23 protein-coding genes are annotated in these 21,091 nt (G+C 66.2%); 9 read left to right on the forward strand and 14 right to left on the reverse strand.

Going from position 1 to position 21,091, the window contains the following annotated elements:
- The first annotated feature begins 14 nt into the window (after nt 1-14).
- The 3 genes from AC1DEZ_RS19315 (at nt 15) to rpoH (ending at nt 4,000) form a co-directional block, all read left to right on the forward strand.
- The gene (locus AC1DEZ_RS19315; protein WP_476780453.1) at nt 15-1,727 is read left to right on the forward strand and encodes a heme biosynthesis HemY N-terminal domain-containing protein; all 1,713 of its coding nucleotides are present in this window, start codon (nt 15-17) and stop codon (nt 1,725-1,727) included.
- 129 nt (nt 1,728-1,856) lie between these two features.
- On the forward strand, nt 1,857-2,885 hold the full coding sequence (locus AC1DEZ_RS19320) for an RluA family pseudouridine synthase (RefSeq protein ID WP_476780454.1): 1,029 nt from the start codon (nt 1,857-1,859) through the stop codon (nt 2,883-2,885).
- A gap of 218 nt (nt 2,886-3,103) precedes the next feature.
- Complete coding sequence (gene rpoH / locus AC1DEZ_RS19325; RefSeq protein ID WP_441513966.1) at nt 3,104-4,000, forward strand: RNA polymerase sigma factor RpoH; 897 nt, start codon at nt 3,104-3,106, stop codon at nt 3,998-4,000.
- 55 nt (nt 4,001-4,055) lie between these two features.
- Here the strand turns inward: rpoH and AC1DEZ_RS19330 are convergent, their stop codons facing one another.
- A complete protein-coding gene (locus tag AC1DEZ_RS19330) occupies nt 4,056-5,096 on the reverse strand; it encodes a DUF2125 domain-containing protein (RefSeq protein WP_476780455.1) in 1,041 nt (346 codons plus the stop codon).
- A 228-nt stretch (nt 5,097-5,324) separates the two neighbouring features.
- Here AC1DEZ_RS19330 and AC1DEZ_RS19335 point away from each other — a divergent pair, with 228 nt between their 5' ends.
- Complete coding sequence (locus AC1DEZ_RS19335; protein WP_441513968.1) at nt 5,325-5,897, forward strand: gamma-glutamylcyclotransferase; 573 nt, start codon at nt 5,325-5,327, stop codon at nt 5,895-5,897.
- Here AC1DEZ_RS19335 and AC1DEZ_RS19340 read toward each other — a convergent pair whose 3' ends face one another.
- From AC1DEZ_RS19340 to ftsE, 5 genes are all read right to left on the reverse strand, one after another.
- Nucleotides 5,898-6,398, reverse strand: a complete 501-nt coding sequence (locus AC1DEZ_RS19340) for a hypothetical protein (protein ID WP_476780456.1) — start codon at nt 6,396-6,398, stop codon at nt 5,898-5,900.
- A 94-nt stretch (nt 6,399-6,492) separates the two neighbouring features.
- Nucleotides 6,493-7,269, reverse strand: coding sequence for a lysophospholipid acyltransferase family protein (locus AC1DEZ_RS19345; RefSeq protein WP_441513970.1), 777 nt, complete (start codon nt 7,267-7,269; stop codon nt 6,493-6,495).
- 57 nt (nt 7,270-7,326) lie between these two features.
- Complete coding sequence (locus AC1DEZ_RS19350; protein WP_476780457.1) at nt 7,327-8,127, reverse strand: YdcF family protein; 801 nt, start codon at nt 8,125-8,127, stop codon at nt 7,327-7,329.
- Between the two features lie 115 nt (nt 8,128-8,242).
- Entirely contained in the window at nt 8,243-9,205 is a 963-nt protein-coding gene (locus AC1DEZ_RS19355) for a cell division protein FtsX (protein ID WP_476780458.1), read from the reverse strand.
- Entirely contained in the window at nt 9,192-9,815 is a 624-nt protein-coding gene (gene ftsE / locus AC1DEZ_RS19360) for a cell division ATP-binding protein FtsE (RefSeq protein WP_441514015.1), read from the reverse strand. The genes AC1DEZ_RS19355 and ftsE overlap by 14 nt, the downstream gene beginning before the upstream one ends.
- 303 nt (nt 9,816-10,118) lie before the next feature.
- Between ftsE and AC1DEZ_RS19365 the strand changes: the two genes are divergently transcribed.
- The 3 genes from AC1DEZ_RS19365 (at nt 10,119) to AC1DEZ_RS19375 (ending at nt 12,066) form a co-directional block, all read left to right on the forward strand.
- Nucleotides 10,119-10,928 (forward strand): zinc-ribbon domain-containing protein, encoded by an 810-nt coding sequence (locus AC1DEZ_RS19365; RefSeq protein ID WP_476780459.1) that lies wholly within the window; start codon nt 10,119-10,121, stop codon nt 10,926-10,928.
- A 129-nt stretch (nt 10,929-11,057) separates the two neighbouring features.
- A complete protein-coding gene (hpt, locus tag AC1DEZ_RS19370) occupies nt 11,058-11,615 on the forward strand; it encodes a hypoxanthine phosphoribosyltransferase (RefSeq protein ID WP_441513974.1) in 558 nt (185 codons plus the stop codon).
- A gap of 73 nt (nt 11,616-11,688) precedes the next feature.
- Nucleotides 11,689-12,066 (forward strand): response regulator, encoded by a 378-nt coding sequence (locus AC1DEZ_RS19375; protein ID WP_476780460.1) that lies wholly within the window; start codon nt 11,689-11,691, stop codon nt 12,064-12,066.
- 3 nt (nt 12,067-12,069) lie between these two features.
- On the opposite strand, the gene AC1DEZ_RS19380 is transcribed toward AC1DEZ_RS19375, so the two are convergent.
- Complete coding sequence (locus tag AC1DEZ_RS19380) at nt 12,070-12,579, reverse strand: TspO/MBR family protein (protein WP_476780461.1); 510 nt, start codon at nt 12,577-12,579, stop codon at nt 12,070-12,072.
- A gap of 140 nt (nt 12,580-12,719) precedes the next feature.
- Complete coding sequence (locus tag AC1DEZ_RS19385) at nt 12,720-13,229, reverse strand: Lrp/AsnC family transcriptional regulator (protein ID WP_476780462.1); 510 nt, start codon at nt 13,227-13,229, stop codon at nt 12,720-12,722.
- Between the two features lie 134 nt (nt 13,230-13,363).
- Here AC1DEZ_RS19385 and AC1DEZ_RS19390 point away from each other — a divergent pair, with 134 nt between their 5' ends.
- Nucleotides 13,364-14,518 (forward strand): trans-sulfuration enzyme family protein, encoded by a 1,155-nt coding sequence (locus tag AC1DEZ_RS19390; RefSeq protein WP_476780463.1) that lies wholly within the window; start codon nt 13,364-13,366, stop codon nt 14,516-14,518.
- Nucleotides 14,519-14,619: 101 nt separating this feature from the next.
- On the opposite strand, the gene AC1DEZ_RS19395 is transcribed toward AC1DEZ_RS19390, so the two are convergent.
- Both AC1DEZ_RS19395 and AC1DEZ_RS19400 read right to left on the reverse strand, forming a co-directional pair.
- Nucleotides 14,620-15,207, reverse strand: a complete 588-nt coding sequence (locus AC1DEZ_RS19395) for a glycoside hydrolase family 19 protein (RefSeq protein WP_476780464.1) — start codon at nt 15,205-15,207, stop codon at nt 14,620-14,622.
- 99 nt (nt 15,208-15,306) lie between these two features.
- Nucleotides 15,307-15,828: a cysteine dioxygenase gene (locus tag AC1DEZ_RS19400; protein ID WP_476780465.1), complete on the reverse strand. Its 522-nt coding sequence runs from the start codon at nt 15,826-15,828 to the stop codon at nt 15,307-15,309.
- Between the two features lie 177 nt (nt 15,829-16,005).
- Between AC1DEZ_RS19400 and AC1DEZ_RS19405 the strand changes: the two genes are divergently transcribed.
- Nucleotides 16,006-16,479, forward strand: coding sequence for an Lrp/AsnC family transcriptional regulator (locus AC1DEZ_RS19405; protein WP_476780466.1), 474 nt, complete (start codon nt 16,006-16,008; stop codon nt 16,477-16,479).
- A 74-nt stretch (nt 16,480-16,553) separates the two neighbouring features.
- Here AC1DEZ_RS19405 and AC1DEZ_RS19410 read toward each other — a convergent pair whose 3' ends face one another.
- From AC1DEZ_RS19410 to AC1DEZ_RS19425, 4 genes are all read right to left on the reverse strand, one after another.
- Nucleotides 16,554-17,240, reverse strand: coding sequence for an OmpW/AlkL family protein (locus AC1DEZ_RS19410; protein ID WP_476780467.1), 687 nt, complete (start codon nt 17,238-17,240; stop codon nt 16,554-16,556).
- A 154-nt stretch (nt 17,241-17,394) separates the two neighbouring features.
- Nucleotides 17,395-19,017: a peptide chain release factor 3 gene (locus AC1DEZ_RS19415; protein ID WP_476780468.1), complete on the reverse strand. Its 1,623-nt coding sequence runs from the start codon at nt 19,015-19,017 to the stop codon at nt 17,395-17,397.
- A gap of 218 nt (nt 19,018-19,235) precedes the next feature.
- A complete protein-coding gene (locus tag AC1DEZ_RS19420) occupies nt 19,236-20,012 on the reverse strand; it encodes an ABC transporter permease (RefSeq protein ID WP_476780469.1) in 777 nt (258 codons plus the stop codon).
- Nucleotides 20,009-20,950, reverse strand: coding sequence for an ABC transporter ATP-binding protein (locus AC1DEZ_RS19425; RefSeq protein ID WP_476780549.1), 942 nt, complete (start codon nt 20,948-20,950; stop codon nt 20,009-20,011). The genes AC1DEZ_RS19420 and AC1DEZ_RS19425 overlap by 4 nt, the downstream gene beginning before the upstream one ends.
- Between the last annotated feature and the right edge of the window lie 141 nt (nt 20,951-21,091).

The following is a 21,091-nucleotide window of genomic DNA, read 5'->3' on the forward strand; positions in this document are numbered from 1 at the left end:
AGGATAGAGGGTCCATGGTTCGCGTTCTCATCTATCTCGCCGTCTTCGCCTGCCTTGCCTTCGGCGCGGTGTGGCTTGCGGATCGTCCGGGCGAGGTCTCGGTGCTCTGGCAGGGCTACCGTATCGAGACCAGCGTCGCGATTGCCGCGGTCGGCGTCGTGGCGCTTGCGTTCATCGTGCTGCTGGTCTGGGCGGTGCTGCGCTTCGTCTTCGGCCTGCCCTCGGCCTTCAGCCTGTCCTCGCGCGCCAGGCGTCGGGCGCGCGGCTTCGAGGCCGTCTCGCGCGGCATGGTCGCGATCGGCGCGGGCGATCCCGTCGCGGCCGGGCGCTATACCAGCGAAGCGCGCCGTTTCGTGCCGAACGAGCCATTGACGCTGCTGCTGGAAGCGCAGACGGCGCAGCTCTCAGGCGATCGCGGTCAGGCGGAGGCTGCCTTCAAGGCCATGCTCGACAAGCCGGAGACGCGCGTGCTCGGCCTGCGCGGTCTCTTCGTCGAGGCCAAGCGCCGCGGCGACATGGCGGCGGCCCGCGCCTTCGCCGATGACGCCGTGCGCCGCTCTCCTTCGCTCGCCTGGGCCAATGATGCGCTGCTCGATTTTCATACCAATGCCGGCGACTGGCAGGCGGCGCGCACGGCCGTCGAGCGCCGCGCCGCGCTGCGGCTTGCCGACAAGGCGGAGGCGCGACGCCAGCGCGCCGTGCTGCTCGCGGCCGAAGCTCTGCAGGAGCGGGACCGTGAGCCGGAGAAGGCGCTCGCTGCCGCTCTCGAGGCGGTGAAGCTCGCGCCGTCGCTGACGCCGGCCGCCGCGCTTGCCGGACGGATGCTGTCGGAGCGCGGAGATGTCCGCAAGGCGTCCAGGCTGCTGGAGGCCGCCTGGCGCGAAGCTCCGCATCCCGATATCGCGGCCGCCTATCTCGACGCGCGGCCGGGTGACAGTGCGCTCGACCGGCTCAACCGTGCGACCACCTTGTCGAAGCTGCGGCCGGCCGACCCCGAAAGCGTGTTGGCGCTGGCCGGCGCCGCGATCCAGGCGCGCGAATTCCAGAAGGCGCGCGAGACCCTGAAGCCGCTGCTAGCCGGCGGCGCCTCGGTGCGCGCCTGCCTGCTGATGGCGGAGCTTGAGGAAGCCGAGCATGGCGCCGCTGGCCGGGTTCGCGAATGGCTGGCGCGGGCGACGCGGGCACCGCATGATGCGGCCTGGGTCGCGGACGGGCTGGTCTCCGACCATTGGATGCCGGTCTCGCCGATTACGGGACGGCTCGACGCCTTCGTCTGGACCGTGCCGCCGGCGACGCTGGGGAGCCCGCCTCAGGCACTCGACGACGTGCTGGTCGACCTCGACGATTCGACCAAGCTGATCGAGATCAAGCCGGTCTCGGCGACGACGATCGAGCCCGCGGCGGTTGCGCCCCCGGCTGCGCCCGGACCGAAGGAAGAACCGAAGCCGGAGCCGGCCGCAGCGGTGGTGCAGCCCCCTCCCAAGGAGGAGCTGAAGCCGGCTGCCGCGGCGAAACCGGTCGACGTGGTGGTGGAGGCCGCGAAGCCGGCCGAAGCACGTGCCGCCGAAGTCACATCGGCCCCAACGGTCAAGCCTGCGGCGGTTGCGCGCGAAGCCGCGCCGCCCAAGCCGGTGATCTTCCCGGTCTCGCATGCGCCTGATGACCCGGGGCCGGACGACGAGCCGCCGCCGGAGCCGAAGAAGAGCGGCTTCCGCCTGTTCGGCTGAGCCAGTTCGTATCGCTACCCTCCGCAAGCATCCCGGTTGCCCCCAGTTCGACCCAGGATGACTGCGGAGGTTTTGTCACGGACGCGGAAAAGGCGTGCGGTCCCGCCGCATGCAACGTATAGCGGCGCGATGACATCCGTTCTCGATCCGAATGCCAGCGTGACCCTGCAGGTCGGCCCCGAACAGGCCGGCCAACGCCTCGACAAGGCACTCGCGCTGCTCGCGGGCGAGATTTCACGTGCGCGGCTGCAGCACGTCATCAAGGAGGGCGGCGTCCGCCTCAACGGCGCCGTCGTCAGCGACGGGAGCCGCAAGGTTGTCGAAGGCGACGAACTCGCCCTCATCATGCCCGAGGCCAAGCCGGCCGAGCCCATCGGGCAGGATATCCCGCTCGATGTCGTCTATGAGGACGAACATCTCATCGTCATCGACAAGCCGGCGGGGCTGGTCGTCCATCCGGCGGGGGGCCATGAGGATGGTACGCTCGTCAACGCGCTGATCGCGCATTGCGGCGAGAGCCTCTCCGGCATCGGCGGCGTCCGGCGGCCGGGCATCGTGCACCGGCTCGACAAGGATACCAGCGGACTGCTCGTCGTCGCCAAGAACGATCAGGCGCATCAGAAGCTCGCCAAGCAGTTCGCCGATCACGGCCGCACCGGCCCGCTGCAGCGGGCCTATCTCGCCATCGTCTGGGGCGTGCCGAGGCTGCACCAGGGCACGATCGATGCGCCGATCGAGCGATCGAACCGCAATCGCGAGAAGATGATGGTGGTCAAGGAGGGGCGTGGCCGCGAGGCGATCACGCACATAGAATTGATCGAGCGCTACCCGCCCCTGCTCAAGGGGCTCGACGAGACCGAGCCGCTGGCGAGCCTGATCGAGTGCCGGCTGGAGACTGGGCGCACGCATCAGATCCGCGTGCATATGAGCCATATCGGCCACCCGCTGCTCGGCGACCAGCTCTACGGCTCGGGATTCGTCACCAAGGCGGTGCGACTGCCCGCGGACGCGCGGGCGGCGCTCGCCGCGCTGGGGCGCCAGGCATTGCATGCCGCCATCCTGGGCTTTGCGCATCCCGCCACGGGCGAGGAAATGCTGTTCGAGTCCGAGCCGCCCAGGGATTTTGCGAATCTGCAAACCGCGCTCGCGACGCTGTGAGTCAATCTGGCTTCTCTGCCACCTTTCCGCCAGACTGAGTTCGCATATACTGGGGTTGTCGGATGCGGATGGCCAAGGGGGCGCCGCACGCGATCAGTCCAGCCGAACTCCACAGCAGTTGCTGCGTTGGATTTACTCGCATCATCCGAAACCTGCGCGAAGGTTGATCGCGCGGTGGGCCTGCCGCACAGCGGGAGCCTTGATGAGGAGACACGCGCATGGCGAGTGCTTCGCTGCCTGTCCTGTCCGCCGAAGGCGGGCTGTCACGTTATCTCGACGAAATCCGCAAGTTCCCGATGCTGGAACCGAGCGAGGAATACATGCTGGCCAAGCGCTGGCGCGAGCATGGCGACCGCGATGCGGCGCACAAGCTCGTTACCTCGCATCTTCGCCTCGTCGCCAAGATCGCCATGGGCTATCGCGGCTACGGCCTGCCGATCGGCGAAGTCGTATCCGAAGGCAATGTCGGCCTGATGCAGGCGGTCAAGCGCTTCGAGCCTGACAAGGGGTTCCGCCTCGCCACCTATGCGATGTGGTGGATCAAAGCCTCGATTCAAGAGTACATCCTGCGCTCCTGGTCGCTGGTGAAGATGGGCACCACGGCCAACCAGAAGAAGCTGTTCTTCAACCTGCGCAAGGCCAAGAGCAAGATCTCGGCGCTGGGCGAGGGCGATCTGCGCCCCGATCAGGTCAAGCAGATCGCGACCAAGCTCGGCGTCAACGAGCAGGATGTGGTCGAGATGAACCGCCGCCTCGGCGGCGACGCTTCGCTCAACACACCATTGCGCGAGGATGGCGAGGGCGAATGGCAGGACTGGCTGGTCGATGATTCCGAGAGCCAGGAGCGCCGCCTCGCCGATTCGCAGGAGAGCAGCAACCGTCATACGGCTCTGCACGAGGCGCTCGCAGTGCTGAACCCGCGCGAGCGCCGGATCTTCGAGGCGCGTCGTCTCGCCGAGGATCCGATCACGCTGGAGCAGCTCTCCGAGGAGTTCGGCGTTTCGCGCGAGCGCGTGCGCCAGATCGAAGTGCGCGCCTTCGAGAAGGTGCAGGAGGCGGTCAAGAAGGCCATCACCCGCATCGAGGCGCCGCGTGCGGCCCTGCCGGCCGCCTGAGCCGGCGCCGCATCACAGAACGAGCAAGGGGCGCCTCGGCGCCCCTTTTTTGTGCTCAGTAGAGCGGCGGCAGCGGCTGGAGCGGCAGCCGGAAGGGCCCGATGAAGACCCGGCCGTCGCGCAGCGACACCGGCGGCAGCGGGGTGAGGCCGGGTGCCGCCGACTTCTCCGCGCCGCGGCCGCCGAGAAGGCCGCCGAGCCCTCCGAGCAGGTTGCCGATGCGCATCCCGCCGATCTGCTCGATGCCTGCTGCGGCCAGCCGGAGGTCGCCGGAGACGCGACGCATCGGGTCGAGCTGCAACACACCGCTGCCGTCGACGCGGGCCTTGCCCTTGGTCGAGACGAGGCGGGTCAGCTCGAAGGCCCCGTTGGCGCCGCGCCAGTTTTCCAGCGCATCGGGGTTGAAGCCTTTGCGGAAGGCCTCGGCCTGGGTCAGCGTCGCATCCAGCGCGATCTCGCCGGTATCGGTGTTGCCGAGCAGCGCGTCGATCGGCGGCAGGACCGTCCCCTTGGCCGTGAGGGCGATGTCGACGGCCTGGTCGGTAGCTGGCCGAGATGGATTGCGGCGCAGATGGGTCTCCAGGGATTTGCTGCTCCAGGTCTCCGGATTCAGGCCGGGCGCCGTCTGAACGGCTGTCAGGTCGCTGGCGACGAGAGCGAAGCGCTCGGGATTGCGCCAGGCGAGGCTGGCATCGAGATTGCTCCAGGTGAGCGCGAGCGAGCGGCCTTCCGGCAGGGTGACCTTGGCGGGGCTGGTGAGCTCGAAAATCACGAGGCTGGGCGAATAGATCTGGCCGACGGCGACGGCGGGACCGGTCTCGACGCGGACGGCGTCTCCCCAGCGCGTCGAGGTCAGCGCGAGCGCATTGCAGCGCAGCTCGATTCTGAATGGATAGCCGCCGATCGTGCGATCGGTGCAGGTCCAGGTGCGGCCGCGCTCGGCCTCGCGCGCCAGGGCGGCATCGATCTCGGCCGTGGCGCGGCCCCGCGCGTAGAACCAGAAGGCGGACCAGGCGGCGGCCAGGATGACGAGCAGAAGCGTGGGACCGTAGAGCCAGAAGCGGCTGTGACGGCGCGTCGGAAGGGGATCGGTCATGCGGCAGGCGTTCCTTGCGCGGAGGCGGGCGGCGCGCGATATCGCCAGGGCGAAGACGGCCCTGGCGATATCGCTCTTCAATGTGGCATCGTTTTCGTCCGAAAACCGAGTTTCACTTTTCGGTCCGATGCCTTAGCTCGCCGCAGGAACCGGCGCCAGAGCGGCGAGGGCCTTGCTGGACTGCGGGGCCCAGCAAGCAGGCTGGCGCGGCTAAATTATGGGATGGCGATGACGACCGAATTCGGCGCGACCGATCTCTGGGTCTTCGGCTACGGCTCGCTGATCTGGCGGCCGGGCTTTCCCTTCGAAGAAAGCGTACAGGCGCGGCTGCACGGCTATCACCGCTCGCTCTGCGTCTTCTCGCATGTGCATCGCGGCACGCCCGAGCGGCCGGGCCTGGTGCTGGGGCTCGATCGCGGCGGTGTCTGCCGGGGGCTCGCCTTCCGGGTCGCTGCGGCGCAGGCGAAGGAGACCGTGGACTATCTGAGGGCGCGCGAGCAGGCGACGGCCGTCTATCTCGAGCGCCATGTTCCGCTCAGGCTGGAGGATGGCCGCCAGGCGCGCGGGCTGGTCTATGTGGCCGATCGCAAGCATCTGCAATATGCCGGCAAGCTGCCGCCCGCCCAGTTGCTCAAGCTCGTTAGGGAGGGAAAGGGCCAGTCCGGCGAGAACCCGGACTATGTGCTGCGGACGCATGAGCATCTGCGCAAGATGGGGATCTACGACCCGGTCCTGGCCTGCCTCGCGCAGGAGCTGGCGCCCGGCCTGGGCGCCCCGCATCCGCCCTTGGCGCGCGGCTGATCAGCCCTCCGGGCTGGCTTCCGGCATCAGGTCGAGCAGCGCGGCGCGACGGCTCAGGCCATCCTCGGCGAGAAGGTGCACATGGATCTCGGCGGCGCCCGCAGCCATAATCGCGCGCTGCCAGCGGCTCAGGGCCGCCTCGACGCCGAAGGGGCCGGAATCGCGCGCCGCGATGATGCGCCGATCGGGCGAGACTGCGAGCAGCACGGCGTCGATGAAGCCGAGCGCATGAACATCGTCGATGGAGAACACCGACGCGACATAGCGCCGGCCGGACCGGCCGCGCCAGGCGGTGAAGCGGCGCTCGCCGAGGCCGGCTGTGCTGCGCAGCGGCATCTCGCGCGCCACCAGATCGTCCTGCGTCTCCTCGGGCGCGAAGCGGCGATCCATCTCCTTGTTCGAGCGTCGAATCTCTCCGAAAAGACGATTTCGCTTCTCGGCCCGACGCTCCAGCGGCTCGTCGAAGAGATCGGGGGTGTAGCGATAGGCGAGAGCGGCCATGTCCGTTCCTCCGTGATGGGAACAAAATGGGAACGACATGGGGATAAGTCAAGCGTCGGACCCGGCAGCCTCCGGGACGGCGTCATCTCTGCTGTCAGGGCTTGTCAGGAGCCTGCGTCGCGAGCGGGTCGAGGCCGAGCGCGGCGAGCTCCGCACGCCCCTGCGCCAGCAGCCTGTCGCAGGCCGTTTCGATTCGTTCCTGCAGCTCACGCTGAAAGGCGAGCTTGCCGAGGCCGGGCATGATCGGTGGCAGGATCTCGATGCGGATCGTGCCGGGGCGGCGCAGGAACTTTCGGCGTGGCCAATAGAGACCGGTGTTGAGTGCGACGGGGACGCAGGGAACGCCGAGCTCGGCGTAGAGATGGGCGGCGCCGAACTTGTAGGCCGGTGGCGCGCCGGGAGGGCGGCGCGTGCCTTCCGGGAAAATCAGCAGCTGACGGCCGTTCTGGCCCAGCTCGACCTTGGCGCGGCGGGTCACATCGGACAGGGCGCGGGCGCGGGCTCCGCGATTGACGGGAATCATGCGCAGCCGATTCAGAGCCCAGCCGAAGAGCGGGATCCAGGTCAGCTCGCGCTTCAGGATGAAAACGGGGTCCGGGAATAAGGTGATGAGTGTGAAGGTCTCGACGAAGGACTGATGCTTCGCCGCCACCATCAGGCCGCCCTGCGGAATGTTTTCGATGCCGGTGACCTCGTAGCGCGTGCCGGCGACCACGCGCAGCAGCCAGAGCGAGGAACGCGACCAGGCGATCGCCGCGGCCAGCAGGATCCGCTTGGGCAGAAACAGCGCGGGCAGGATGATGAAGATCAGCCACAGGACGAGATTGGCATAGAACAGCGTGTTGAAGGCGAGGGAGCGCAGAACGAGCATGCTGCGCAATGAGCCTGAGATGCGGCTCCGGTCAAGCGCCTGCGCGGTTTTCGGGGCTCAGCCCTCGTGGCGGAAATGGCCCGGCAGCCGCGACCGCTTCTCGGCCGCTGGCCCCAGAAGCTCCGCCGGCTTCGACGAGACAGGCTTGCGGCCGCCGGTGATCACCGAGAGCCGCGAATTCTCGGGATCGCGTTCGATGAGGCTGCGCAGACGCGCAACGAGATATTTCACATATTCCGGCGCGAGAACCTTGATCGTCGCCCAGCGATACCACCAGCCCGTCGTGTCGAGATGCTCGGTCACGACCGGGTGGGGGATCAGCGTCACGCCCGGCATGGCATGGGCGAATTCCGCGACTGTGCGGGGCATGTGGTAGTTCGAGGTCACGACCAGCAGCGAGCGGAAACCATGCTGACGGACCCAGCGCCGGGCCTCGATGGCGTTTCCGATGGTGTTGCGGGCGCGATAATCGAGGTCGACGCAGCAATTCAGCAGGTCGCGCGAGGCGGGGTTGAGCTTGGCGAGTTCCTCGCGGCTCGTCTTCTCGTTGACGCCGCTGATCAGGAGGCGGGCGCCGCGATCGGCCCCGAGCAGGCCGATGGCATCGCCGATGCGCTGGGCGCCGCCGGTGACCACGACGATCGCGTCGGTGCGGGGCGTCGCCGCCGGCTCCTGCGCGTCGATGCCCGAGGCGAAGCTGACATAGCCGAGGCCGAGCAGCAGCGTGCCGGCGGCGGCGAGTGCAGCCACGGCCAGTGCCAGGATGCGACGCAGGGACAGGCCTGCGGCCGGCGTCGAGCGCCGGGCCGCTGAATCCGGCGGCTCGATCGAGAGATCGCGCTTGGTGCTGCCGATCATGGCCATGATATTGCTGGCATAACCCGGCATTCGGGCATAACGGCGGCGGCAACATGCCGGCTCCCGCCGCAGGAGTGAAGGATCGGTTGACGACCGGCCGCCGCTCCGCGCTCGCTCATGACAGCATCCGCAGATAGTGACGGACGGTGAAGCGCGAGACGAGGCCGGCAATCGCGGCGACCACAACCGCGACAAGAAGCACTGCGGCATAGCCGGCCCAGCCGATCTCGAAGGCACCGAACAGAGCCTGCAACTGCTCGGCTTCCGGTGCCGTGCGCCAGCGCGAGACAATGAAGCCGATGAGGGCGATGGCGAGGATCGCTGCGAGGCCGCCGAATGCGCCACCCTTGAGTCCCAGCCTGATGAAGCGGCTCTGGAATTCGCGCGCGATGAAACCGTCATCGGCGCCGACGAAATGCAGCACTTCGACACTGTCGCGGCTGCCCGCCATCGCGCCGCGTGTGGCGAAGGCGACGGCGAGCGCGGCCGCCGTCAGCACCAGCAGCACGATCGCGAAGCCGGAGGCGACGATGGTGCCGGCCATGGCCGAAAGGCGCCGGACCCAGAGCCGGTGATCGTCGAGGATCGCCGTCGGCACCTCGCGGCGCAGCGTCGGCCCGAAACTCGCAAGATCCGGGCTGGCGCCGCCCTTGAGCTTGAGCACGATCAGGCGCGGAATCGGCAGCTCGACGAGGTCGAGGCCCGTGCCGAGCCAGGGTTCGAGCAGCTTGTCCGATTCGGCCTTGGGAACGGCGCGCACGCTGTCGATGCCGTCGAGCGCCTGCGCCATCGCCACGGCGCGCGCGACATCGTCATCGATGCTGCGATGCGAATCAGGCCGGATCTGAATGGTCATCTCGTTGGAAATGGCTCCCCGCCACTGATCGGAAGCGCGCGCGGCGAGCACGGCGGCGCCGGCGCTGAGCGCAGCGAGGAAGGTCAGGATCGCGATCACCGCCATCAGCGCGCGGCCGGCAACGGTGTCGACAGGCACGAGTGGCAGGTCGCGCCGCAGATTGGGCGGCAGCGCCCTTTCCGCATGCTCCGGTTCGTGATGGCCGGGCTCAGGCATCGACATGCAGCTGCCCATCGGCCAGCACGAGGCGCGGCGCGTCGTAGATTTCCATCAGGTTGAGATCATGCGTCGCGATGATCACTGCGGTGCCGAGCGATTGCAGCTCCATGAACAGCCGGAGCAGCCGCCGGCCGAGACCGGGATCGACATTGCCGGTGGGCTCGTCGGCAAGCAACAGTTCCGGACGGCCGATCAGGGCGCGGGCGATGGCGGCGCGCTGCTTCTCGCCGCCTGAGAGCACGGGCGGCACGGCATGCATGCGCTCGCCGAGCCCGACCCATCGCAGTAATTCGACGACCTCGGCGCGATAGCTCGCCTCCTCCTTGCCGAGCACGCGCAAGGGCAGCGCGACATTCTCGTAGACGGTGAGATGATCGAGCAGGCGGAAATCCTGGAAGACCACGCCCATGCGGCGGCGAAAGGCGGTGAGCGTGTCGGCATCGAGGCGCGAGACGTCCTGGCCGAACAGGTTCACCAGCCCGCGTGTCGGCTTCAACGCCATCAGGATAAGGCGCATCAACGTCGTCTTGCCGGCACCGGAAGGGCCGGTGAGATACTGGAACGAGCGCGGTGCGATGCTGAAGTTGATGTCCTTCAGCACCTCCGGTCCCATGCCATAACGCAGGCCGACATTTTCGAACCGAACCAAGCGGTCTTCCTCATTCAGCGAAACGCGTATCCGGGCCGATCCTACACCGCAAGCAAGCCGGCCCGGAACCGCACGAGGGGAGCAGTTTGCGCTACAGATTCTTCACGGGGCGTTAACCATAAATCGTGCCAATAGCAGCGGGCATTTCCGTTCGCCGTCATCCGTGCTTCAGCGCCTGTCGTTGCGCCAGGCTCCGAAGAGCGGATCCCGGACCGAAGCGTACCGGAGACACCCGGCCATCGTTGCGAAGAGATTGCCCGAAAGCCCATGCTGATCGTCTGCCCATCCTGCGCCAGCCAGTATGAACTCGACGCGGCCAAACTGGGGCCGGAAGGCCGAAAGGTGCGCTGCGCGAGCTGCAAGACCGCATGGCATGTCGCGCCAGTCGCCGTCTTTCCTGACGCACCCAGCGAGGAGGAGACGAAAGCCCTGCTGGCAGAGGAGATGGAGCGCGCCGCCGCCATCGACGCCGAGATCACGGCGCTTGCCGCCGAAACCAGTGAAAAGGCGGGTGCGGAAGCTGAAATAGCTGCCGCCGACAGCCAGCCTTCCGCGAGACGCGGCAAGCGTGGTTCGGCCAGGCGTGGTTCGGCCGGGGCATCGACGACGAAAGGCTTGCGGGAGCGTGCCGTCGCGTTGCCTGCGGCCGCCGCTGTCGCGGGTCTTGCCCTGCTCGGCTTCGCCGCATGGCAGCGCAACGCAGTCGTCCGCGCTGCGCCGCAGCTCGCAAGCGTCTTCGAGACGGTCGGGCTGCCGGTGAATGTGCGAGGCCTGAGCCTGGGCGCCATCGAGAGCGGTTTGATCGAGGATGGCGCGAACCGTTTCCTGGTGGTCGAGGGCGATGTCACCAACGTCACCAAGAGCAAGGCGAGGGTGCCGCTGATCGAGGTCGCGGTGAAGGATGCGGCCGGCGCGACGCTCTACAGCTGGACGACGGAGCCACCGCGGGCGAGCCTGGAGCCCGCCGAACTGATCCGTTTCCGGGCCCGGCTGGCTTCTCCCCCGGAAAGCGGGCGGTCCGTGCAGGTGCGCTTCACTTCGGCCGCGACAACCGCCAATATCGCCAGCACGCACTGATGCTGCTAGGACGGGTGCCTGTCGATCGGGCCCATTCGGCCGGACGGCGTTCATGACTCATTGCTGCGGGGCCCGGCGCATCCAGCTTGCGCGGGGCCGGTTGCGGCCGGAAACGACGACGGAGAGATTATGCCCGAACGGCGGATCAGGGTTCTTTACGACGAGGCTGCGATCGCGCGGCGCAACCAGGAGATGGCCGAGGCCATCGCCGCCAGCAATCCCAAAGATCTGCTCGTCGTTGCCGTTCTCAAGGGCAGCTTCATGTTCGCGGCCGACCTGATCCGGGCGATGCACCGCATCGGCCTCGCGCCGCAGGTCGAGTTCATTCACCTGTCGAGCTATCGGACCGGAACGGTTTCTACGGGCCAGGTCGAGATCCTGCGCGATGTGCAGAGCGAGGTGCGCGGGCGCGACGTGCTTCTGGTCGACGACATCCTGGAATCCGGCCGCACGCTGGCGTTCGCCAAGGATCTACTGGCCGCACGCGGCGCCGCGAAGGTGTCCACCGCGGTCCTGTTGGAAAAGCCGCACAAGCGCGCCGTCAACATCCAGGCTGATTATGTCGGCTTCGAATGCCCGGACTACTTCGTGGTCGGCTACGGCATGGATGTCGCGCATTCCTATCGGCAGCTGCCCTTCGTCGGCGTGATCGAGACGGAAGATCAGGCCGGGCTGCCGGGCATCTAGAATTTTTGTTTTGTCGCATTTTCTTCGCGCGAAGCAGTGTCCACTTCGCCGAAAAATGCTCTAGGGAACTACGATGTCACGTATTCTGGTCGTCGACGATGAGGAGCCGCTGCGCGTGCTGGTGGCGCGCGGCCTCAGCCTGGACGGCCATAGCTGCCTCACTGCTGCCGATGGCGCCGAGGCGCTCGACATCCTCCTTGCGGAGGAAGGGCGCTTCGACCTGCTGCTGACGGATATCCGCATGCCGCTGATGGACGGGATCGCGCTGGCGCTCGCCGCCAAGCAGCGCTTCCCGGAGCTGACGATCATGCTGATGACCGGCTATGCCGAGCAGCGCGAACGGGCGAAGAGCCTGGAGACGATCGTCGCGGAGGTGATGTCGAAGCCCTTCACCATCGCAGAGCTGCGTGCGACCGTGATGAAGGTGATCGAGCGCTCGATCGGCGGATGATCCTCAGCGGTTGAGCCACCAGATCGAGGCATTGAGCAGGGTCGCGAAGCCGACCCATGCGAAATAGGGCCAGAGCAGATTGGCGGCGAGCCGGTCTAGCGGCCTGAAGGCGGCGATGGTCGCGAGGATCAGGACGAGCAGCGGCAGGATGACGATCAGCCCGGCAAGAGGGCTGTTGGCATCGAAGAAGGCGAAGGACCAGCCGATATTGATGAGCAGCTGCAGGTGATAGACCAGCAGCGCGCGTCGCCGCCCGGGCGTTCCGACAGGAATGCGCAGGATGCGGAAGGCGGCCAGCCCCATCAGCGCATAGAGCGCGGTCCAGACCGGTGCGAAGATCCAGTTCGGCGGATTGAAGGGCGGCTTTGCGAGACCGGCATACCAGCCGGCAATCTGCGGAACCGTGGCCGCGCTGCCGAGCAGCGACGCCGCAACCACCGGCAGGATCGCGATGATCAGCGCCGCCCAAAGCGGGGAGCGGCGTTGTGAGGGGGACCCGGTAAGCGTGTTCATGTCCGGAAGATGAGGCCGGCGGCATCGGTCGGCAAGGCCGCCGGGCCGCCGCGGGCATGCATCCTGCCCCGCATGGCATGTCTTCCGGTCATGGAACTTTTCCGGAGGAGCCGAGGCCGGCCCGCTTGCGAAATCGGGCGCTAGACCGGTCGCTCAGGGCGGGCCGGCGCGGTGGCGCGCTTCGGCCGGCCGGTTTGCGCCGGCCCGACCACTTCGCGCATGGCGACATAGGTATAGAATGACGAGACGTTCGGGTCGTCGTGGAAAACCTCGCGCGCGAAAGCAGCATAGGCTTCCATGCTCTCGACCTGAAGGTGGAGGACGAAATCGGCGCCTCCCGTCACATAGGAGGCGTGCCGAACTTCCGGGCGCGCGCGCAGCTTGCGTGCGAAGGCATCGGCGAGCTGAGAGCCCCTGTCGATCGACACCAGCACGTGAATCGTGACGGGAACGCCGAGCACGGCGGGGTTGACGATGGAGATGTCGGCCGCGATGACCTTCTCCGCTCGGAGCCGACGCAGGCGGCGCAGCACCGCGCTTTGAGACAGCCCGACTCGCTCCGCCAGGACGCGGGCCGGCGTCTGGTTGTCGCGCTGCATCTCTTCGAGCAGTGCATGATCGAAATGATCGAGATCGGCGATTTTCAGCATCATAAATTTCCTGGCGACGAAAATAGTCGCTCTGCGGTGAAAAACACCAACTTAAATTTTTGCCGATCGCTAGAGTGCTTCCGACCGATCATGCGAGATCGTGTCGATACAGCAGCATGACGGTTGGAGAGAACATGAGCAGGAAGAGCTGGAGCCCGCGGAGCCTCGCAGCGCAGGCGATGGGCAAGGTCGACCCGCTGACCAGAGCGGTGGTGCCGCCGATCCATGTCTCGACGACCTTCATCCGCGACGAGGACAACGGTTATTCCTCCGGCTTCATCTATGGCCGGCCCGACAACGAGACCGTGCATGAGGCGCAGGCCGTGCTCGGCATGCTGGAAGAAGCCAAAGCCGGCGCGCTGCTGTTCGGTTCGGGCATGGCGGCGGCGACCTCCGTCTTCCAGGCGCTCTCGCCCGGCGACCATGTCGTCGCTTCCAAGGTGATGTACTGGGCGCTGCGGGCCTGGCTGCTCAACGAAGCCACGCGCTGGGGTCTGAAGGTCGACTTCGTCGAGACCGACGATCTCGCTGCCCTCAAGGCCGCTGTGAAACCCGGTGCGACCAAGCTCGTCTGGGTCGAGACGCCCTCCAACCCGCTCTGGACCATCACCGACATCGCGGCGGCGGCCGAAATCGCGCACAAGGCCGGCGCCCGGCTCGCGGTCGATTCGACCTGCGCCTCGCCCGTGCATACGCGGCCGCTGACGCTGGGCGCCGACATCGTGATGCATGCGGCGACCAAGGTTCTCAATGGCCATTCCGACGTCGTCGCCGGCGCGCTCTGTGCCAATGCCGACGATGAGTTCTGGAACCGGATCAAGACGGTGCGCAAGGGGCAGGGCGGCATCCTCGGCCCGTTCGAGGCCTATCTGCTGATGCGCGGSATGCGCACGCTCCATCTGCGGCAGGAGCGCCAGTCCGCCTCGGCGATGGAGCTGGCGCGGCGCCTCTCAGCGCATCCGCTGGTCGCGCGCGTGCTCTATCCGGGTCTGCCGCAGCACCCCGGGCACGACATCGCCGCGCGGCAGATGGAGAACGGCTTCGGTTACATGCTGTCGGTCCAGGTTACCGGCGGCGAGGCCGCGGCAGTCAAGGCTGCGGCCCATGTCGGGCTCTAYAAGCGYGCSACYTCGCTSGGCGGCGTCGAGAGCCTGATCGAGCAYCGCGCCTCGATAGAGGGGGCCGGCTCGCCCTGTCCGACCGACCTGCTGCGCCTCTCGACCGGTATCGAGGACGTCGAGGACCTCTATGCCGATCTCGATCAGGCGTTGAAGGCGGGACACGGCTGAGGTTGTTTGCCGTCATGCCCTGGCTTGATCCGACCATCTCATGACCAGAAGGGTGCTGGTTTCCGAGATGCTCGGGTCAAGCCCGAGCAAGACGGCTGGCTTCACACCCAAATCTCCTTCGCCTTCGCGAGATGGCGCGCCCGCTCGGCCAGGCCGTTGCGCCCGCCATTGATGAGCTTTGTCACGCGCTCGAGGTCGTCGGCATCGGCGGCCGCGCCGATGCCGCGCTCGCGCCAGTAGGCGAAGGCGATGGAGAGAGCGATCGCGGGTTCCTTCGCGCGCTCGGGCTCGTCTTCGAGATCGACGCCGAGAATCTGGCCGAGGCGGCGATAATTCGCCCGGCCGGTGAGCTGGAAAATGCCGCGGCCATGGTAGCGAATGCCATCGCCCGGCAAGGTGTTGCCAAGATCGCGCCGGCTTTCGTAGCGGGCGAAATAGGCGGGGCCGCCATATTCCTCGAGCGTGCGGAAACCGTCGGTCTCATGCGCGGCCTGTGCGAGAAAATGGCAGATGCGCAGCGCAGTCGTCACGCCATAGCCGGGCGCCAGCCCGTCGAAGCCGCCGGCAATGCCGACGAGGATCGCGGCGTTACCATTGGGCGCGAGCTGACGAAGCTTTGGTTCGGTGACGGCCAAGGGCGCTGGCGACACGATCGCGAGAGACGCACCCGTCCAGCCAAAAATCGACATCTGCGCGGCTCCCCAGAGGATCGAGCCGGCGAGTATGCCGCCGCCGTCAGAACCGGGGACATGGTTGCTGCTTTGTCCCCGCAGCGTGGCGCGCGAATGTCAGCCGCTGACAGCAGTGTATTCGGTCTCGATCGACGAGGCGTGGACCTCGTGGTCGAAGCCGTAGATGTGGATCGAGATCGCTTCGCCCGGTCCGAAATTGCGCATCCGGTGGATATTCGGGCCCGAGGGCAGCATGCAGGCGACATAGCCCGGCTTTCGCTCCTGCTCCTCGGTGGGCACGGCGCGGGCGGCGTCGATGGCGCGATACCACGTCTCGGTCACGGTGCCGGAGACGACGCCGAAGCAGCATGAGCAATGATGATCATGGATCGAGGTGGCCGAGCCTTCGCCCCAGACGATGGCCCAGACGCTGACATCCTCATTGCCGGCCAGCAGATTGCGGCTGTAGGCGCCCGTCTTGCGCTCCAGCGGCAGGCGCTGAACCAAATCGGGCATATCGACGAGCTCCCGCAGGACTTCGCGCGCCGCCGTGAGGTAGTCGCGCGACAGGGTGCCGGCATCGGTCCGCAGGCTCTGCAGCACGGCCCCGCGCCGCTCCTCGCTCAGAAATCCCTGCATCCCATTCCCCTTTCGATTGCGCGAAAATCATACGGGAGGCGTGCAGGCATCAGTTTGCGGAGTTGGAGAATTTTCTTCCCTTATTGGAAGCGCGTACCCGACGTGAGATCATATGTGGAAAATATTCCCCATTTCGGTCTTCTGGAAAGAAGCTGATTTCGAACCAGCTGAGGTATCATGGCCAAGCTCGATGCTTTCGATCTGCGCATCCTGGCGCGGCTCCAGGAGGATGCGAGCCTGCCGCTCGCAGAGCTTGCGGAGGCGGTCGGGCTGTCGTCGTCGCCTTGCTGGCGGCGGGTCCAGAAGCTGGAGGAAGGCGGCTACATCAAGCGCCGCGTCGCTTTGCTCGACCGGGACAAGCTCAAGGCGGGTGTCACCGTCTTCATCGCGATCAAGACGGCCCGTCATTCGATGGAGTGGCTCGAACGCTTCCATCAGGCCGTGCACGACCTGCCGGAAATCGTCGATTTCTACCGGATGAGCGGCGAGATCGACTATCTGCTCAAGGCCTATGTCTCCGACATCGCCGCCTATGACGCGCTCTACAAGAAGCTGATCTCGCGCATCGATCTCAGTGACGTGACCTCGATGTTCGCGATGGAGGAACTCAAATCCACCTCGGCGATCCCGCTGGGCTTTGCCGAGGTTTGAGTGCTGACAGCAAAAAGGGAGCGGCGAAGCGCTCCCTTCTCCGCGAGCCCGATCGACCGAGGCCGTACCGGGCCTCAGAAGCGGTAGGTGACGCCTGCGCCGATCAGCCAGGGATCGATCTTGACCTTGCCGGCAATGAGCCCGTTGTTCACCTTCACCTTGGGCTCCAGGAAGATCTTCTTGACGTCGAAGTTGATGCCCCAGTGCTGGTCGATCATGTAGTCGAAGCCGGCCTGGAGGGCGAAGCCGAATGAATCTTTCAGATCGAAATCGGTGAAGCCGCCCTTGGCCTTCTCGTCGAAGAAGACGGTGTAGTTCACGCCGACGCCGAGATAGGGCTTGAAGGCGCCGAGATCGGTGAAATGGTATTGCAGCATCAACGTCGGCGGCAGCAGCCAGGCCGAACCGATGCGCGCACCGGCAAGGCTGCCAGCGCCCTTCACATTATGCGGGGTGACGCCGAGGATGAGTTCGGCAGCGATGTTCTTCGTGAAGAAATAGGTGATGTCGAGTTCTGGCACGACCGAGTTGGAGATGTCGACCTTGCCGCCGACGATCGGGGCGCCACCGAGCGTCAGGCTTGCATCTTCCTGCGGCATGACGAACAGGGCCCGGCCGCGGATCATCCACGGGCTCCAGGCGGACAGAACCGGCGCAAGAGACGGCGCCTTGGTCGTGGGCAGATCGGCTGCATGGGCACCGGTCAGAGCGGTTGCGCCGAGCAGTACAGCGGCGAGAGAAAGTCGGATCGAGCGAGACATTTAGGCAGCAGCCCCCGGAGTCGCGAGCCCGCGACGCAGGGTGCGCCGCCAGGCTCATGTCTCCATCAGCGCCGGATTCGCGCGATGCGAATTGATGCGGATCAACCCCAAGGGAGCGCGCAGAGGCCTGTCTCTTTCAGGCCACAGCGTTGAATCAGGCCTTCGTGACCTTCTGATAGTCCTTCACGTCCGAGAAGGTGATGTCCGGCGCGCGCTCGGCATCGTATTTCAGCGTGAACTGGCTGGACGCCATGAAAACCGGGTCGCCGTCGAGATCATCGGCCATTGCGGAGGGCTTCAGGCCGACGAACTTCGCCAGCGCCGCCTTGTCGTCGGAGGAAACCCAGCGGGCGATCGAGAACTGGCAGGGCTCGAAATCGACGGGAAGCGAGTACTCGGCGTCCATGCGCTCCTTGAGCACGTCGAGCTGGAGGGCTCCGACGACGCCGACGATGGCCGGCGCTCCGTCATGCGGCAGGAAGAGCTGGACGACGCCTTCCTCTGCCATCTGCTGCAAGGCCTCGCGCAGCTTCTTGGCCTTCATCGCATCCTTGAGCTTGACGCGGCGCAGGATTTCCGGGGCGAAGCTCGGCACGCCCTTGAAGACGATGTCCTCGCCCTCGGTCAGCGTGTCGCCGATGCGCAAAGTGCCGTGGTTGGGCAGGCCGACGATGTCGCCGGCGAAGGCTTCCTCCGCGATCGAGCGGTCGCGGGCGAAGAAGAACTGCGGCGCGTTGAGCGGCATCGGCTTGCCGGTGCGGACGAGCTTGGCCTTCATGCCGCGCGTCAGCTTGCCTGAGCAGATGCGCATGAAGGCGATGCGGTCGCGATGGTTCGGGTCCATGTTCGCCTGGATCTTGAAGACGAAGCCGGTCATCTTCGGCTCGTCCGCCTCGATCGGGCGCTTGTCGGACGCTTGCGCACGCGGGCTGGGCGCATAGGCGCCCAGCGCATCGATCAGGTCGCGCACGCCGTAGTCGCGGAGCGCCGCGCCGAAATAGAGCGGCGTCAGATGGCCTTCGCGAAAAGCCTGGAGATCGAAGGGCTTCAAGCCTTCTGCGGCCAGGAAGACCTCCTCGCGCCAGGTCTCGGCGGCGCCGTTCGGCAGCAACTCGTCGAAGAGCGGGTCGTCCCAGCCGGAGACCTGGCGGTCCTCGGCGCGCTCGTCGCCCTTCTGGTTGCGGCGGAAGGTATTGGCCTTGAGATCGTAGGTGCCGACGAATTCGCGGCCGCGGCCGACCGGCCAGGTCATAGGTGCGACGTCGAGCGCCAGCGTCGTCTCGATCTCGTTGATCAGGTCGAAGGGGTCGCGCGTCTCGCGGTCGATCTTGTTGATGAAGGTGACGATCGGGATGTCTCTGAGACGGCAGACCTCGAAGAGTTTCTTGGTGCGGTCCTCAATGCCCTTTGCGGCGTCGATCACCATCACGGCGGCGTCGACGGCGGTCAGCGTCCGGTAGGTGTCTTCCGAGAAGTCCTCGTGGCCCGGAGTATCCAGCAGGTTGAAGACATGGCCGCCGTATTCGAAGGTCATCACCGAGGTGACGACCGAGATGCCGCGCTGGCGCTCGATCTTCATCCAGTCCGAGGAGGTCTGGCGGCGGCCCTGCTTGGCGCGGACTTCGCCGGCGAGCTGAATGGCGCCGCCGAAATAGAGCAGCTTCTCGGTCAGCGTCGTCTTGCCGGCGTCCGGRTGCGAGATGATGGCGAAGGTGCGCCGGCGCGCATGCGGCGCGGCAGAGGCCGCGGACGCTTCAAGGGTCGAAAGATCGGTCATGGCGCGCATGAAGACGGAAGGGGGGCGGAAGTCAATTGGTTGGCGCTGCCCAGCTCGTCATTCCGGAGCTTCGCGTCAGCGAAGAACCGGGAACCCACGACCGGGTGAGCGGCCATGGTTTTGGATCGATATGTCCGGCAGAGGAGAACCCTAATGTCTCACCCGGTCGTGGGTTCCGGGTTCGGCCCTGCGGGCCGCCCCGGAATGACAGGGGCGGTTCAATTCTTCAGCCGATAACCGGTTTTGAAGATCCAGCCGACCACGGCGATGCATGCGGCGAGGAACATCAGCGTCATGCCGAGGCTCACACCGAGGCCGACATCGGCGAGCCCGAAGAAGCTCCAGCGGAAGCCGCTGATCAGGTAAACGACCGGGTTGAACAGCGTCACCGTCTGCCAAAACGGCGACAGCATGCTGATCGAGTAGAAGGAGCCGCCGAGGAAGGCCAGCGGCGTCACGATCAGCAGCGGGATGACCTGCAGCTTCTCGAAGCCTTCCGCCCAGATGCCGATGATGAAGCCGAACAGGCTGAAGGTGGTCGCGGTCAGCACCAGGAAGAGCAGCATCATGAAGGGATGTTCGATCCTGAGCGGCACGAAAAAAGTGGCCGTCAGCAGGATGATCAGGCCGAGCAGGATCGATTTCGACGCGGCGGCGCCGACATAGGCGATCACCGCCTCCCACCAGGCGACCGGCGCGGAGAGCAGTTCGTAGATCGTGCCGGTGAATTTCGGGAAATAGATCGCGAAGGAGGCGTTGGCGATGCTCTGCGTCAGCAACGAGAGCATGATCAGGCCGGGCACGATGAAGGCGCCATAGGGCACGCCGTCGATCGACTGCATGCGCGAGCCTATCGCCCCGCCGAAGACGATGAAATAGAGCGAGGTCGAGAGCACGGGCGAGACGATGCTCTGCAGCGGCGTACGCCAGGTACGGGCCATCTCGAAGCGATAGATCGCGGCGATGGCGCGCGGGTTGAAGCTCGCGGCGCTCATGCCCGCTCCCTCACCAGATTGACGAAGATTTCTTCCAGCGAGCTCTGGCTGGTGCTGAGGTCGCGGAAGCGGATGCCCGCTTCCGACAAGCCCTGGAGCAGGGTGGTGATGCCGGTACGCTCGGCATGCGTGTCGTAGGTGTAGACGATCTCGTCGCCGGCGGCGGAGAGCGTGAGATCGAAATCCGCGAGCGCAACCGGAACGGCACTGATCGGCTGCTGGAGCTGCAGGGAGAGCTGCTTCTTGCCGAGCTTGCGCATCAGCTCGGCCTTCTCCTCGACTAGGATGATCTCGCCCTTGGAGATGACGCCGACGCGGTCGGCCATCTCCTCGGCTTCCTCGATGTAGTGCGTGGTCAGGATGATGGTGACGCCGTCTTCCCTGAGCCGGCGAACCATCTGCCACATATCCTGCCTGAGCTCGACATCGACGCCGGCCGTCGGCTCGTCGAGGAAGAGGATGCGCGGTTCGTGCGAGAGCGCCTTGGCGATCATCACGCGCCGCTTCATGCCGCCGGAAAGGCGGCGGATCTGCGTGTCCTTCTTGTCCCAGAGCGAGAGGTCCTTGAGGATTCGCTCGATCAGGGCCGGATCCCTAGGCTTGCCGAAGAGGCCGCGGCTGAAGTTGACCGTAGCCCAGACCGTCTCGAAGGCATCGGTCGTCAGTTCCTGCGGGACGAGGCCGATGGCGGCGCGGGCGGCGCGATAGTCGCGCTGGATGTCGTGGCCATCGGCGAGGACCGTGCCGGTGCTGGGGCGCACCAATCCGCAGATGATGCTGATCAGGGTCGTCTTGCCCGCGCCATTGGGGCCGAGCAGGGCGAAGATCTCGCCGCGCCGGATGGCGAGGTCGACGGTCTTCAGCGCGGTGAAGCCGGTGGCATAGGTCTTCGAGAGACCCGAAACCGAGATGATCGGCGGTGTCGATGGCGAATGCATGGACGGCATATAGGCGAGATTGCTCGGGGTTGCGACGGGAGCGGCATGATGGGGAAGCATGATTGTCCGTCAGCTTGTGGCGGTAACCTGCCCAAACGCAACGAGGCCGGGCATGCGCCCGGCCTCGCTCATGAAGGAGGC

Source organism: Allobosea sp. 10L422 (assembly GCF_056395345.1).

Excerpts from the sequence above, each read along its gene's own strand:
- AC1DEZ_RS19315 (WP_476780453.1), top strand. The coding sequence starts at position 15 with ATGGTTCGCGTTCTCATCTATCTCGCCGTCTTCGCCTGCCTTGCCTTC.
- AC1DEZ_RS19320 (WP_476780454.1), top strand. The coding sequence starts at position 1,857 with ATGACATCCGTTCTCGATCCGAATGCCAGCGTGACCCTGCAGGTCGGC.
- rpoH (WP_441513966.1), top strand. The coding sequence starts at position 3,104 with ATGGCGAGTGCTTCGCTGCCTGTCCTGTCCGCCGAAGGCGGGCTGTCA.
- AC1DEZ_RS19330 (WP_476780455.1), bottom strand. The coding sequence starts at position 5,096 with ATGACCGATCCCCTTCCGACGCGCCGTCACAGCCGCTTCTGGCTCTAC.
- AC1DEZ_RS19335 (WP_441513968.1), top strand. The coding sequence starts at position 5,325 with ATGACGACCGAATTCGGCGCGACCGATCTCTGGGTCTTCGGCTACGGC.
- AC1DEZ_RS19340 (WP_476780456.1), bottom strand. The coding sequence starts at position 6,398 with ATGGCCGCTCTCGCCTATCGCTACACCCCCGATCTCTTCGACGAGCCG.
- AC1DEZ_RS19345 (WP_441513970.1), bottom strand. The coding sequence starts at position 7,269 with ATGCTCGTTCTGCGCTCCCTCGCCTTCAACACGCTGTTCTATGCCAAT.
- AC1DEZ_RS19350 (WP_476780457.1), bottom strand. The coding sequence starts at position 8,127 with ATGATCGGCAGCACCAAGCGCGATCTCTCGATCGAGCCGCCGGATTCA.
- AC1DEZ_RS19355 (WP_476780458.1), bottom strand. The coding sequence starts at position 9,205 with ATGTCGATGCCTGAGCCCGGCCATCACGAACCGGAGCATGCGGAAAGG.
- ftsE (WP_441514015.1), bottom strand. The coding sequence starts at position 9,815 with ATGGGACCGGAGGTGCTGAAGGACATCAACTTCAGCATCGCACCGCGC.
- AC1DEZ_RS19365 (WP_476780459.1), top strand. The coding sequence starts at position 10,119 with ATGCTGATCGTCTGCCCATCCTGCGCCAGCCAGTATGAACTCGACGCG.
- hpt (WP_441513974.1), top strand. The coding sequence starts at position 11,058 with ATGCCCGAACGGCGGATCAGGGTTCTTTACGACGAGGCTGCGATCGCG.
- AC1DEZ_RS19375 (WP_476780460.1), top strand. The coding sequence starts at position 11,689 with ATGTCACGTATTCTGGTCGTCGACGATGAGGAGCCGCTGCGCGTGCTG.
- AC1DEZ_RS19380 (WP_476780461.1), bottom strand. The coding sequence starts at position 12,579 with ATGAACACGCTTACCGGGTCCCCCTCACAACGCCGCTCCCCGCTTTGG.
- AC1DEZ_RS19385 (WP_476780462.1), bottom strand. The coding sequence starts at position 13,229 with ATGCTGAAAATCGCCGATCTCGATCATTTCGATCATGCACTGCTCGAA.
- AC1DEZ_RS19395 (WP_476780464.1), bottom strand. The coding sequence starts at position 15,207 with ATGTCGATTTTTGGCTGGACGGGTGCGTCTCTCGCGATCGTGTCGCCA.
- AC1DEZ_RS19400 (WP_476780465.1), bottom strand. The coding sequence starts at position 15,828 with ATGCAGGGATTTCTGAGCGAGGAGCGGCGCGGGGCCGTGCTGCAGAGC.
- AC1DEZ_RS19405 (WP_476780466.1), top strand. The coding sequence starts at position 16,006 with ATGGCCAAGCTCGATGCTTTCGATCTGCGCATCCTGGCGCGGCTCCAG.
- AC1DEZ_RS19410 (WP_476780467.1), bottom strand. The coding sequence starts at position 17,240 with ATGTCTCGCTCGATCCGACTTTCTCTCGCCGCTGTACTGCTCGGCGCA.
- AC1DEZ_RS19420 (WP_476780469.1), bottom strand. The coding sequence starts at position 20,012 with ATGAGCGCCGCGAGCTTCAACCCGCGCGCCATCGCCGCGATCTATCGC.
- AC1DEZ_RS19425 (WP_476780549.1), bottom strand. The coding sequence starts at position 20,950 with ATGCATTCGCCATCGACACCGCCGATCATCTCGGTTTCGGGTCTCTCG.